This is a genomic window from Methylobacterium sp. Leaf399 (genome assembly GCF_001424525.1).
In the GTDB taxonomy this organism is placed as follows: domain Bacteria; phylum Pseudomonadota; class Alphaproteobacteria; order Rhizobiales; family Beijerinckiaceae; genus Methylobacterium.
Genome location: NZ_LMQK01000019.1, coordinates 1 through 13,472 on the forward strand (window position 1 = coordinate 1; position 13,472 = coordinate 13,472).

Annotated in this window: 7 protein-coding genes and 2 pseudogenes; 6 read left to right on the plus strand and 3 right to left on the minus strand. The window is 60.5% G+C overall.

Going from position 1 to position 13,472, the window contains the following annotated elements; genetic code table 11:
- A partial coding sequence (locus ASG40_RS11040) for a DDE-type integrase/transposase/recombinase (protein ID WP_244480599.1) occupies positions 1-835 on the plus strand: 835 nt, incomplete at its 5' end.
- 237 nt (positions 836-1,072) lie between these two features.
- Here ASG40_RS11040 and ASG40_RS11045 read toward each other — a convergent pair.
- From ASG40_RS11045 to ASG40_RS11055, 3 genes and pseudogenes are all read right to left on the minus strand, one after another.
- Entirely contained in the window at positions 1,073-5,173 is a 4,101-nt protein-coding gene (locus tag ASG40_RS11045; RefSeq protein WP_055885257.1) for a beta strand repeat-containing protein, read from the minus strand.
- A gap of 37 nt (positions 5,174-5,210) precedes the next feature.
- On the minus strand, positions 5,211-7,325 hold the full coding sequence (locus tag ASG40_RS20580; protein WP_082524019.1) for a calcium-binding protein: 2,115 nt from the start codon (positions 7,323-7,325) through the stop codon (positions 5,211-5,213).
- Between the two features lie 480 nt (positions 7,326-7,805).
- Positions 7,806-8,288, minus strand: a pseudogene (locus ASG40_RS11055) (transposase); the annotation flags it as partial.
- Positions 8,289-8,854: 566 nt separating this feature from the next.
- Between ASG40_RS11055 and ASG40_RS11060 the strand changes: the two are divergent.
- The 5 genes and pseudogenes from ASG40_RS11060 to tnpB all read left to right on the plus strand — a co-directional run bounded on the left by ASG40_RS11060 (position 8,855) and on the right by tnpB (position 13,368).
- The gene (locus ASG40_RS11060; RefSeq protein ID WP_055885269.1) at positions 8,855-10,204 is read left to right on the plus strand and encodes a site-specific DNA-methyltransferase; all 1,350 of its coding nucleotides are present in this window, start codon (positions 8,855-8,857) and stop codon (positions 10,202-10,204) included.
- A complete protein-coding gene (locus ASG40_RS11065; protein WP_055885263.1) occupies positions 10,204-10,671 on the plus strand; it encodes a DUF5681 domain-containing protein in 468 nt (155 codons plus the stop codon). Before ASG40_RS11060 ends, ASG40_RS11065 begins: the two co-directional genes overlap by 1 nt.
- A gap of 399 nt (positions 10,672-11,070) precedes the next feature.
- Complete coding sequence (locus ASG40_RS20585) at positions 11,071-12,849, plus strand: site-specific integrase (protein ID WP_082524021.1); 1,779 nt, start codon at positions 11,071-11,073, stop codon at positions 12,847-12,849.
- 89 nt (positions 12,850-12,938) lie between these two features.
- Positions 12,939-13,211 (plus strand): annotated as a pseudogene (locus tag ASG40_RS21770) (IS630 family transposase); the annotation flags it as partial.
- Between the two features lie 10 nt (positions 13,212-13,221).
- Entirely contained in the window at positions 13,222-13,368 is a 147-nt protein-coding gene (tnpB, locus tag ASG40_RS20595) for an IS66 family insertion sequence element accessory protein TnpB (protein ID WP_082524022.1), read from the plus strand.
- The last annotated feature ends 104 nt before the right edge of the window (positions 13,369-13,472 follow it).

Here is a 13,472-nt window from a genome sequence, read left to right on the forward strand (position 1 = left end):
GAGCAGCCATCGCATCCTCCTCAGGCTCCAAACCCAAGGAAGGAATCACGACCGAGATGCTGACGCTACCCCGCGTGAGTCCTGCTCAGCGAGGCTTGGTATCAGCCCGCGTGAGCTGGCGGTGCGCTTCACAGATGAGCGTCGCTACTTCGTCTCGGAAGCGACCGTCTACCGGTTGCTCAAGTCTCAGGACCTGATCACCAGCCCGGCCTATATAGTCATCAAGGCCGCCGACGAGTTCCGCGATAAGACCACCGCGCCCAACCAGCTTTGGCAGACGGACTTCACCTACCTGAAGGTCGTTGGCTGGGGCTGGTACTACCTGCCGACGGTGCCGGACGACTTCTCGCGCTATATCGTGGCGTGGAAGCTGTGCACGACGATGCAGGCCAGCGACGTCACCGCCACGCTCGACCTGGCGCTGGGTGCGGCTGGGCTCGATCAGACGCGGGTGATGCATCGTCCCCGCCTGCTGAGCGACAACGGTCCAAGCTACGTCGCCAGCGACCTGGCTGACTGGCTCGGCATTCGGGGCATGACCCACATCCGCGGTGCGCCATGCCATCCTCAAACGCAGGGCAAGATCGAGCGTTGGCATCAGACGCTCAAGAACCGCATCCTGCTCGAACACGCCCACTTGCCCGGCGAGCTGGAGACGCAGGTTGCCAACTTCGTCGAACACTACAACCATGCCCGAGCCCATGAGAGCCTGAGCAACCTCACGCCCGCTGACGTCTACTTCGGACGCGGCGAAGGGATCCTGGCCGAGCGGGAACGCATCAAGCGCCAGACCCTCATGGATCGCCGCTTGCGCCACCACGCGCAGGCTGCCTAACCTCTCACCCCAGATGGACCAGAGCCTCCGCTCCTGAACGCCGCTGAATGTCCCAAATCATCTGACGACGGACAATTGTTATAAGCCCGATAGCCGGAGGGGTGACGCTTCAAATCTTGTTCATACACCAACGGAGAGCGTGGCCTATGCAAACGACCGTTATGCCTTGGTCGATTTGAGCTCTACTGCCCCGCAGCCGGGTTGGCTCGGATCAACCCGACTGCGATGTGGCATGGCTCACACGATGAAGAAGTCGAGGTGGGTGAGGGCGGCCTTGGTGTCGATGGTGGCGAACTGCACCGCAGCTGAGGCCGATCCGCTTCCATCGGCGTCGTAGGACAGCGCCCCCGTTGCCTTGTCGTAGAGGATGCGGTCGCTGGCATCGGCCGATCCCGTAGACAAGTCCTTGTACGCCGCCTCGGCCAGCGGACCGGCTCCCAACGCCGTGAAGACGCTGCGCACGAGTTGCACCGTGTCGTCCACCACTGAGAAGTCCGCGATCCGGTCGAAGTTGCCCGACCCCAGCGCCGTCCTGAACACGAAGGTGTCCGCCCCGGCACCACCTGTCAGGATGTTTGCACCGTCGTTGCCGGTGATGACGTTGGCGAGGCCGTTGCCGGTCCCATTGAGGTTGCCGGTGCCGGCGAGGATCAGGTTCTCCAAGTCTGAACCGGCGAGCGAGTACGACACCGAGGCGTAGACGAGATCGGTGCCCGCCCCGGTGGCCTCGATGGCGCGGTCGCCGACGTTATCGACGTAGTAGGTGTCCGAGCCCGCGCCGCCGGACATCGTATCGGCCCCGACGAGCCCGTTGAGGACGTTGGCGCCGGCATTGCCGGTAATCACGTTGGCGAGGCCGTTCCCGGTTCCATTGAGGTTGCCGGTGCCGGTGAGGATCAGGTTCTCCAGATCCGCGCCGCTAAGCCCGTACGATACCGAGGCGTAGACGAGATCGGTGCCGACAGCGCCGGTGGCCTCGATGACTTTGTCGCCGACGTTGTCGACGTAGTAGGTGTCCGACCCGGCCCCACCGGACATGGTGTCGGCACCGAGGAGCCCGTTGAGGACGTTGGCGCCGGCATTGCCGGTGATCACGTTGGCGAGGCCGTTCCCGGTTCCATTGAGGTTGCCGGTCCCGGTCAGGATCAGGTTCTCCAGATCCGCGCCGCTAAGCCCGTACGATACCGATGCATAGACGAGGTCGATGCCGACAGCGCCAGTGGCCTCGACGACTTTGTCGTTGATGTTGTCGACATAGTAGGTGTCCGAGCCCGCCCCACCGGACATCGTATCGGCACCAACGAGCCCGTTGAGGACGTTGGCGCCGGCATTGCCGGTGATCACGTTGGCGAGGCCGTTGCCGGTGCCATTGAGGTTGCCGGTGCCGGTGAGGATCAGGTTCTCCAGATCCGCGCCGCCAAGCCCGTACGACACCGAGGCGTAGACGAGGTCGATGCCGACAGCACCGGTGGCCTCGATGACTTTGTCGCCGACGTCGTCGACGTAGTAGGTGTCCGAGCCCGCCCCGCCGGACATTGTATCGGCACCGACAAGCCCGTTAAGGACGTTGGCGCCGGCATTGCCGGTGATGATGTTGGCAAGGCCGTTGCCGGTCCCATTGAGGTTGCCGGTGCCGGTGAGGATCAGGTTCTCCAGATCCGCGCCGCTAAGCCCGTACGAGACCGAGGCGTAGACGAGGTCGGTGCCGATAGCGCCGGTCGCCTCGACGACTTTGTCGCCGATATCGTCAACGTAGTAGGTGTCCGAGCCCCCCCCGCCCGACATTGTATCGGCACCGACAAGCCCGTTGAGGACGTTGGAAACGGCGTTACCGGTGATGATGTTGGCGAGGCCGTTGCCGTTGCCATTGAGGTTGCCGGTGCCGGTGAGGATCAGGTTCTCCAGATCCGCGCCGCCGAGCGAGTAGGACACCGAGGCATAGACGAGATCGGTGCCGGCGGCACCGGTGGCTTCGACGACTTTGTCACCGCCGTTATCGACGTAGTAGGTATCCGAGCCCGCCCCGCCGGACATCGTATCGGCACCACCGAGCCCATTGATGATGTTGGCGCCGGCGTTGCCGGTGATCACGTTGGCGAGCGAGTTGCCGGTCCCAGTGAGATTACCGGTGCCGGTCAGGATCAAGTTCTCCAGATCTGCGTCGCCAAGCCCGTAGGAAACGGAGGCGTAGACGAGATCGGTGCCGGCAACACCGGAAGCCTCAATAGCGCGGTCGCCAATGTTGTCGACGTAGTAAGTGTCGGACCCCACCCCGCCGGACATCGTATCAGCACCACCGAGCCCGTTGAGGACATTACTTCCTGCGTTGCCAATCACAATATTTGCAAACTCATTCCCGGTAATATTGATCGCGACAGTGGAAACCTCATCAATTGTCTCGAGCTGCTCAATCTCCTGACCGGTAGCTAAGATATAGTTTACACTAGTACGGACTAAATCAGTTCCGTTATTTGCAGCCTCGATCACCTGATCACTGGCTGCATAAACCAGATAGCTGTCGTCGCCGCCTCTGCCTTCAAGCCGGTCCCCATTGCCGTCGCTGACAAGAGTATTGGCGGCACTGTTGCCGATAAGGATGAGCGGCGCGCTTCCAAAATCAGCCACCAAGCCTTCTACGAACGAGCCTTCGGCGAGCTGCCAATTCTGTCGCGTGTAGACGAAATCGAAACCCCCGCCGTCCTGCTCGACGATCTGGTCATCAACACTGTTGACATAATAGTGGTCGTTGCCTGCCCCGCCGATGAGAGTATCGTTGCCAGCGCCGCTAGAAAAACTGTTTTCAAGCTCGTTACCGGTCAATCTCAGCCCATTACTTCCGGCATTCGCGTGCAGGTTTTCGATCTCCTGTCCGACACTCAAAACCCAATCGATAGAAGTAAATATGCTATCTTCGCCACTGTTGGCATACTCGTCGACACGGTCGTTAATATTATCGACAATGTACAGGTCGTTACCGGTCCCACCATTCATCACGTCGGCGCCGGTGCCACCGTCGAGGATATCATCGCCGGCAGCACCGTTCAGGTAATCGACGTCGCCACCTCCGTAGAGCTCGTCATCGCCAGCCCCACCGTTGAGGTTGTCGTTACCGAATTCGCCGTAGAGTTGGTTCACTGTGCCGGCAAGGTCCTGGTAGCCAGCAGATAGGGAATCTGCGTCGTTGCCGCCATAGAGAGTATCGGCCCCGAACCCACCGTCGATGTAATCTCCACCATCGCCGCCTCGGATGAGGTCGTCACCGTTGTCGCCATACAGATTATCTGTGGCTACGCCGCCATCGATGTTATCGTCGCCTTCACCCCCATAGATCTGATCGTAGCCGTCGAGCCCAGTGATCGTGTCGGCCCCGGCCACGCCGTAGATCTGGTCGGCCACGGCCGTGCCAGTTAGGGTGTCGTTGCCCGCGCCCCCGACAATCACCTGGAATGTGTTGGCCACGAAGTCCGACTGCGTCAGCAGGGTAGGGGCAGAAGCGCCGGTCAGTTCGACCACGAAGTCGCTGCCGTCGAGCATATTGTTCTGGTTGAGATCAGCGATCATCACCGTCTTGGCCGAGGGCCCAGTGCCGAGGCGTACCGACCAGACCTGAATGAAGTCGGTGCCAAGGTCCTGGCCCGGCAGGGAGGCGCCATCGGTATAGGTAAAGCCAGGGCTCACTGCCAGGAGATCGCCCTTGAAGACCAAGGGATCGTAAGGGCCAAGACCGGCAAAGTAGTTCTGGCCGATGTCGATCTTGTCGCCCTGGGCACGGCTGAAGTCGGTGATCTGGTCAGGAGTGGCGAACGAAGAGATCGAGTAATTGGTGTAGTTCGCGCTGAAGGTGAACACGTCTGCTTCAGTGCCACCCGTGAGCGTGTCCTTACCCACATCGCCTGTCAGCCGGTCGATGCCGGCTCCGCCCAGCAGGGTGTCGTTACCCTCGCCGCCGGAGAGTGTGTCGGCGCCATCCCCGCCATCGAGCCGATCGGTACCGGCAGCACCGTACAATCCATCGTCGTCCGCGCCTCCGTAGAGCTCGTCATTGCCAGCTCCACCGTTGAGGTAATCGTTGCCGAACTCGCCGTAGAGCAGATTCGCCGTGCCGGCGACATCGTTGTAGCCGGCGTTGAGGCTGTCGGCATCGTTACCGCCGTAGAGAGTGTCACCCCCGATCCCACCGTCGATGATGTCCCGACCATCGCCGCCCAGGAGGGTATCGTTGCCGTCCTCACCGTAGATGGTATCTSCGTCGAGCCCACCGTCGATGCTGTCGTTGCCRGTGCCGCCGTAGATGCGGTCGTAGCCGTCGAGCCCGGTGATCGTGTCGGCCCCGGCCACGCCGTAGATCTGATCGGCCGCCGCCGTACCGGTCAGGCTAGTCCGACTGCGTCAGCAGGGTAGGGGCAGAAGCGCCGGTCAGTTCGACCACGAAGTCGCTGCCGTCGAGGAGGTTGTTGCGGTTGAGGTCAGCGATCAGCACCGTCTTGGCGCTGGCGCCACTGCCGACCCGTACCGACCAGACCTGATCGAAGCCGGTGCCAAGGTCCTGGCCCGGCAAAGAGGCGCCTTCGGTATAGGTAAAGCCCGGGTTCACCGCCAGGAGATCGCCACGGAACACTAACGGCGTGGTGCGGTAGTAGTCACCCGCAAAGTAGTTCTGGCCGATGTCGATCTTGTCGCCCTGGATGCGGCTGAAGTCGGTGACCTGGTCGGACGCAGCAAACGAGCCGTCATTGTAGCCAGCGTAGTAATAGCCGAAGGCAAAAACGTCAGCTTCGGTCCCACCCGTGAGCACGTCCTTGCCAACGCCGCCCGTGAGCCTGTCAGTGCCGGCCCCACCCAGGAGGGTATCGTCGCCCTCGCCGCCATTGAGCGTGTCGGCGCCATCCCCGCCGTCGAGCCGGTCGGTGCCGGCACCATCGGACAGAGTATCGTCGTCGGCGCCGCCAAAGAGCTGATCGTTGCCAGCCCCACCGTTAAGGTAATCGTTGCCGGCCTCGCCGTAGAGCAGGTTCACCGTACCGGCGACATCCTGGTAGCCGGCGTTGAGGCTATCGYTCCCGATGCCGCCGTAGAGCGTGTCGGCCCCGAGGCCGCCATCGAGGTTATCTCCGTCATCGCCGCCTCTGAGCAGATCGCCGCCGTCCCCACCTTGAAGCTGATCRTTGCCGAGCCCACCATAGATGATGTCGCTACCTCCCGCTCCCAAGACGCTGTCTGCGCCCCCGAGAGCGTAAATCGTTTCAGCAGCATCCGAAGCGACGAAAGCATCGTCCGTTTCAGTGAGACGGATGACAGGAAAGTTGTTGACGAAGTCGTTAAACTCGATCGTGGTCGAGCCGTCTGCCGTCCTCGGCAGGAAAATCAGCATATCGACTTCACTGAATTGGCCGTCGTCGTTCGCGTCGACCCAGATCTCGTTCTGGTTCAGTGCCGCATTGTAGCGCCAAAACACATCGACGAACCCGTCGCCGGCGTTTGCGCCCGGTTGCGACCCCGAGGTGCCGAACCCAACGAAACTGAAGGCAATCGGATTGATGTTGAACGCGAGGGGCAGATAATTATTGAAGCCAGGCAAGCTGATAAGATCGCCGCCGGCAGTGCCACGTCCCTCGAAGTCCGTGATCGTGTCGGCCAGATTCGGCGCGCTTTCGCTACGTGGAATGCCAAACCCGAACGTATAGACATCGTTGCCGGCTCCGCCCGTCAGTGTCTCCTGACCGAGACCACCTGTGATCGTGTCGTTCCCGCCACCACCTGACACGGAGTCATTGCCGTCACCGGCATTTAGCACATCGCCTCCAGAGCCTCCAATCAGGGTATCGTTGCCAGCGCCTGTGTTAACAAACAGCGTTCCGCTCGTGACGTTCGAGCCGTCGAGAAAGGTGAGATCCGCCTGCGTCTGCATAGAGCCGTCATAGGTCAGGCGGTGGGAGACAGCATCTGGGGTCGTGCTGGCGACGGTATTGTCAGCTAGCTGCAAACGGATCTGACTGTTCACCCCTGCCCGGATGGTCTCGACCCCGGTGATCGTCGTGGCCGTCAGTGAAATGGTGCTAGCATAGCTCCCGGAAAGTCGCAGTTCATCGGCCGTACCTACGCCAGCGTCTATTCTGTCCGCTACGTCAAGGGCTGACCCTACAACAATGAGGTCGTTCCCACTACCAGCAGTAACTGTATCGCTTCCACCTTTTGTAATGTTGACGTAATCGCTACCTGTGTTAGTCGATAATATGTCGCCTCCGGATGAATCTAACTTTACAAGGTCACCATTTGAGAAACTAAAACTCGCGCTGATCAAAGCAGCAAAATTCAGGTTCGCAAAGCGGACCAATTGGCCATAAATAAATACGAGAACATCAGCCCCGTCCTGCTCGATGCGCAATGAATTTGCGTTTCCGGACTCGAACAATAGAACGTCAGATGACGGCGCATCTGGATTAAAAGCGATGGTTTTGCCAACCACGTCGCTGAATTTAAACGTCGTCATCCACACAACCTTCTTAATCAGATCAAATTTATCGGCTGATTCCGCTTTTTAAAATATATGCAAATCAAAAATCCAACAAAGGACTAAGCTTGCATCAAAACGCGGCATGACGATAAACTTGAGATCAAACAATTTTGCCGAACATTCATCATTGTGCGATGGACGCCAGATCCCCGACTTAAACCATGTCGCGAGGAAACAGACAATTTCATTTTGAGGATCGATCGCTCCCCCTCGTAAATCTTTGGTAACCGATGCCTCGGAGCAACACTGAAACTACCGTCCTCAGCCTCACTTCCAGCATGAATAATACGCGATGAGGCCGAACATTTGATATGGCATTCGAGATAGATATATATGTTAGATACACAGTGCCAAGATGCTGCTTAAGAAGACGAATTAATCCATCTTATTCACTGTGGTTCGGCTGACGCCGTGCTTTGTGCTGACGTCGAGCGGGATCGTGTGTCTGCTCTGACGCATATTGAGCAGCCGCAGCCGGATCGTCGTGAACTCGGCTTTGGCAAGGCGATGCGTGGTCGGGGTGGCGTCTTGTAGGGCGAGCATCAGCGAGTAGGCCGCGGTGTGGAGGACGAGCCGCATCTGATTGGCGGCCGGGTGCCGGAAGGACGTGCGGTCAAAAGCGAGCTGGCCTTTGTGCAGCTTGATCAGGTTTTTGGCCTGACCGCGGGTGCAGTACAGTTGGGCGTAGAGCCATTTCGGCGTGCCAGTGGCGATGTTTGTGACCATGTAGCGGATGTCGAGGCCGAGCCGTGTGGCCTCAATGCGGGCGGCGACGCAGCGCTGCTGCCGCCAGGACTTGGCAGCGTAGGTGGTCTCTGCAAAACCACGCACCGCCTCCTTGTCGCATAGGGCCCGCACCACCCAGATATGATTAGCGGTCGGCTCGACCTTGGCGGCGAGCGCCTTCGTGCCGGTAATGCCAAAGACGTAAGCGATTCCTGTCCATCGGACTGCGCCAGTGGGCCTATCGGTTATGATTAATGCCGGTTGGTATTAGGTTTCGGTCGCGGCTGAGCGATGCTGTTGGACATGGTTATAGAGTCTCGGTGGACTCGTCGACCAGCTAGCATGGGGCGGCTGCGGGTGAGCGTCTGCAACTTACGGGTTCGGATGGCAACTGTAAGTTACGACTCAGTGGATCGGGACGAAACGCGACCAGTATTTGCCCGGGGACAAGGTCGGAGTGGCGAGCGAGCAACGTTGCTCGGGCACCGCACGAATGATCTTGACACCCGACGGTCAAACTGTGCATTTTCAATAAGTCAGAAGTCGTGTGTCCGCAGGGACCCGCTCTGACTTGCCAGCAATCGTTATCTTTTTCGAACGGTGCGCCTGAACGGCTCGCTGCGCGATTGCTTGTTTCGGCACCCCGACGCATCCGCTCCGGGGCGTTCCTGTCGCTGGGCCTGAGCAGCCCTTCTCCAAACCACTGCGCCGACCTTCACCCTGCTGCCCTTCGGCACGCGGGCTCGATGTCGTGCGCGCTCTTGAAGGACATCCCCATCATGACGACGAATGCGCCTGCTTTCCCAACGGCCGGGTTGACCATCCTCGACCAGGCTCCGACTGCCCTCAGGGCCAACCCGAGCAACGCCCGTACGCATTCCAAGAAGCAGATCACCAAGATTGCCGATAGCATCAGAGCGTTCGGCTTCACCGTGCCGCTCGTCGTCGACGAGACCGGATTCGTGCTCGCCGGACACGGACGCTTGTTGGCCGCCAGGCAGCTCGCCCTCTCCACAGTCCCGACCGTCCGGCTCGATCACCTCAGCGAGATGCAGAAGCGTGCCTATGCGATCGCCGACAACAAGATCGCTACCTTGGCAGGCTGGGATCGCAGCACGCTTGCCCTCGAACTCGGCGAACTTGCCATCCATCTGCCCGAGATCGACCTGGATCTATCCGTCACCGGCTTCGAGATCGCTGAACTCGACCTGCTGACCGCTGATCTGGAGGAGGAGCGCCTCGCCTCGCGCGAGGACGAGGTGCATGAACCGGACGCACCAGTCTCGCAGCTCGGCGATCTCTGGCAGCTCGGTCCGCACCGCATCCTGTGTGGCAACGCTTGCAACCGCATCGAGGTGGAGCGTCTGATGGGCGGGCGTGAAGCCGACATGGTCTTCACCGATCCGCCCTACAACGTACCCATCAGCGGTCACGTCATGGGCCGTGGCCGTATCCAGCACGGCGAGTTCGTCATGGGTTCGGGTGAGATGACGGCGCAAGCCTTCACGGCCTTCCTGAGCGAGAGCCTCGGGCATGCGGTCGCGGTCTCACGTGACGGCGCTCTCCACTACGTGTGCATGGATTGGCGCCACCTGCCTGAACTGCATGGCGCCACCTGTGGGCTCTACAGCGAGCAGAAGAACCTCATTGTGTGGAGCAAGACCAACCCAGGCCAGGGATCGTTGTACCGCTCCCAGCACGAGTTGATCGCGCTCTACAAGGTCGGCACGGCCAGCCATACCAACAATGTCGAACTCGGCCGGCACGGACGCAATCGCTCGAACGTATGGAGCTATTCCGGAGTCAACACCTTCAAGGGCGCAGGCGATCTGGCGCTGCATCCCACGGTCAAGCCGGTGGCCCTGGTCGTGGATGCGATCAAGGATGTCACCCGTCGCGGTGCGATCGTGCTCGATCCGTTCTCCGGCAGCGGCACGACGTTGCTCGCAGCGGAGAAGACGGGGCGTGAAGCCAGGGTGCTCGAACTCGATCCCGTCTATGTCGATGTCGCGATCCGGCGTTGGCAGGCGTTCACGGGACGCGACGCCATCCTCGAGGGAACCGACGAGCCCTGGGACGAGGTCCGATCGACCCGTATGGACCCTGCCTCGATCGCGGAGGCTGCGTAATGTCCGAACGCTCGAGCGGCACGATGGTCGGACCGAAGCGATCCACCGCTTATGAGGTCGGCTATGGCAAACCGCCGGCCGACCATCGCTTCCCGAAGGGTCGATCCGGCAACCCGCGCGGCCGACCGCGCAAAGGCTCGGCGCCGTTCGGCCGGCGCGATCTTCTGGACGTCCTCACCCAGGCCGCGCGTGAGTCCATTGCGGTCACCAAGAATGGCCGCACCACCCGGACGACCCGGATCGAGGCGCTCGCCCAACAGCTACTGTTGAAGGCGCTGCAAGGCGACATGAAGGCCGCCAAGCTGCTCTTCGATAACATCAAGGCTTTGGCGCCGGCGACGGAGGCCGATGGCCATTCGCAGCAAGAGGGGCGTACAGCCCTCGACGATCGACTGAGGTATCATCCTGGCATCGAGGTCAGGTTCGTCAGCCCAGGCGACGTTGTCTCGAAGCCGATAGGGACCTGAACTCCTCCCCTCGGTTTCCTCGAACCCGATGCAGCCGGAGAGCCCGGCGGCTCTCCGGCTTTCTGCGTTTGACCCCGTGCGGTCCCTGATCCGGACAGACGAATGATCTATTTTGACCAAACGCATGCCTGTTTGGCCAGGACCAATTCCCTGTTCCGCCGCACAGGGAATTACCCCTTAAGTCGTTGCTTCAGCATCAGTATTGGCTGCCAAAATCACGATTGGGCGCTGCATCGCGCCGTTTTCCCTGTTGTTTTCCCTGTTAGCAGGGAAACGGCGCCAGAGACTGGTTTGGCAGCGATGCGTGCCCCACCACTGCACCCCTAAGTGCTTGTGCTGGAACAAGATACTGATAGAAAACGGGTTCCTAAGCGCGACTGTGACACAGGACTGTGACACATGGCGGATGAACCCGTGGCCCATTATCCGAACCTCACGACGCGCGGTGGGACGTACTATCTGCGCATGCGAGTGCCCCTGGAGTTGGTCCAGGAACTCGGTCGAACTCACATCACCAAAAGCCTGCGAACCAAAGAGCATCGCGTGGCGCAGGCTCGCTTTCGACTGGCTCAGGCACAGGCGGAAAGGGACTTCGAAGCCGCTCGACGTCAGATGCAGGATGCCGATGCGCTACGGGTGATCTTAGCGACGGGTCGCCTAGAGCGCTTGATGCCGGAGCACGTGCAGGAGATCGCCCAGCGCTGGTTCGCGAGCGCCGTGCAACACGTTGCACGCTCGCCGAGGGAACAGGAACACCTTCGTACCCAGGACTGGGATATCGTGCTGGAGGCTGCAAAAGCGGAAGGGTTGCTTCTCCAGAGCCCCGATCCGCTCCACTACGAGGAGCACGTTCACCGTGCCACCGACCAAATCCTGCTTGCTGCCGGCGTTCCTCCGGTGCGGCACGGTCCGGGCAAAATTCAGCGGCGCGTTCGGAGGCCGAAGGTCGATCGCGAGACGGTGCAATACCGGCAGTTAGCCAGCTTCGTGCGACGTGGGCTTATCTCGCTGAACCGAAGCCAAGTCACGCGACTCACCGGCGAGCCCCATCTCGAACAGGCCGAAGAGGTTGGCTCCCTGGAGTTTGGGAGATCACCATCGGCCAAACGGACGCTGAATGAACTGATCGACGCGTTCCAGGCCGATCCCGGACGGGGCAGTCGAACCGGCAAGACAGACGTCGATTATGCGATGGTTTTCCTCGCCCTTCGCGAGGTGGTTGGGGCAGACACCGCAGTCACCCGCATCACGCGCGAGAATGCAAAAGGCGTTCGCGATCTGTTCAGAGCACTCCCACCGAACGCTACAAAGCGCTTCCCCGGCAAGACACTATCGCAGGCGGCGGAAGTAGCAGCGCGGACGGGCCTGCCGTCGTTAAACACGCAAACTGTGAACTCACACCTCACGAAGGTTGCGACACTGTTCAATTGGGCTGTTCGTGAAGAGTGGATCGATAAGAATCCAGCTTCCGGGCTCTCAATCGATGAGGCTACTCGGTCGAGACGCGAGCCGTTCTCGGTTCAGCAGCTCAGGGCGATGTTCGCTGCACCGATTTTTACAGGCTGCCGAGATGACGAGACCGGGTATGCGAAGGCTGGCACGTCCAAACCTCGTCGGGCACGGTTCTGGGTTCCCCTCCTTAGCCTGTTTCATGGGCTCCGACTGAACGAGGCATGCCAACTCAGACCGGAAGATATCGTGGAGCGCGATAGCCAACCAGCGATCTTCGTCAGGTCCGCCAATGCAGGGCAACGCGTCAAGAGCCAAGCCGGAACCCGTATCGTCCCACTGCATCCTGAGATAGTGAACCTCGGTTTCCTGGATTTCGTGGCTCAGGCTCGCTGCAAAAATCACGAGCGATTGTTCCCCGAATTGGGCCGCGACGCACGAGGCTACTATTCGGACGCCTTCCAGAAGTGGTTTTCCCGCTTCCTTGAGAGCTGTGGTGCAACAGGGCCCGGTAAGAGTTTTCACTGCTTCCGCCATGCGTGGGCGGATCGCCTTCGAGAAGCTGGAGTGCCGGAGGATCGTAGGCGGGCGCTGGGCGGTTGGGCCAATACCGGTGTTGACGCGGGCTATGGCCGTGGATTTCCGACACGAATGCTCGCCGATGACATTGCGAGGGTAGCCTACCCAGGCCTGGAACTCGGGTTACTTCGTAAATCTCTGACAGATTAAGCGTTTTCAGTCTGCACTGAATCGATAGGGTGGCGTTCACGCGGTGCTGTTGGGCTGATTCATTGATTGTTCTGGATCAGGAGCGAAGCATGGATCGCCCCTGCAGCCAAGACCTACGCGAGCGAGTGGTCGAAGCCGCCGCAACGACCTCGCGCCGGCAGGCGGCGGCGCGGTTTGGGGTCAGCATCGCGACCTCGATCCGCTGGATGGCCGCGCTCACGACGACCGGGACGGTGGACGCTCGTCCGCAAGGGCGGGCACGCCGCTCGAAGCTCAATCCACACGAGGCGTTTTCGCTCGGACTGATCTGCTGGGCCGAAGATCCCGGTCTCCTCCGGCTCGCGCGTCTGGCTGGCCACCGGACACACCGACATGCGCAAGGGCTTCGACGGACTGGCCGCGCTCGTGCAGGACCATTTGGCCTGCGATCCGTTCTCGGGACAGGCTTTCTTGTTCCGTGGGTGTGTTTCGGCGTGCAACTTTGACCCCGTGAGGTGGGGGATCGGCGTCCAATTCTGACCCCCTAATACCAATTCTCATTGATCAGCACCCATGGGCCCATCGGCGCAGTCCGATGGACATGATGCGCCAGGGTTGGGCGATGAGCTTGTTCCAGGCGTCGC

Bases quoted from the DNA above. Each gene is read 5' to 3' on its own strand.
- ASG40_RS11060 (WP_055885269.1), top strand. From the start codon at position 8,855: ATGACGACGAATGCGCCTGCTTTCCCAACGGCCGGGTTGACCATCCTC.
- ASG40_RS11065 (WP_055885263.1), top strand. From the start codon at position 10,204: ATGTCCGAACGCTCGAGCGGCACGATGGTCGGACCGAAGCGATCCACC.
- ASG40_RS20585 (WP_082524021.1), top strand. From the start codon at position 11,071: ATGGCGGATGAACCCGTGGCCCATTATCCGAACCTCACGACGCGCGGT.
- tnpB (WP_082524022.1), top strand. From the start codon at position 13,222: ATGCGCAAGGGCTTCGACGGACTGGCCGCGCTCGTGCAGGACCATTTG.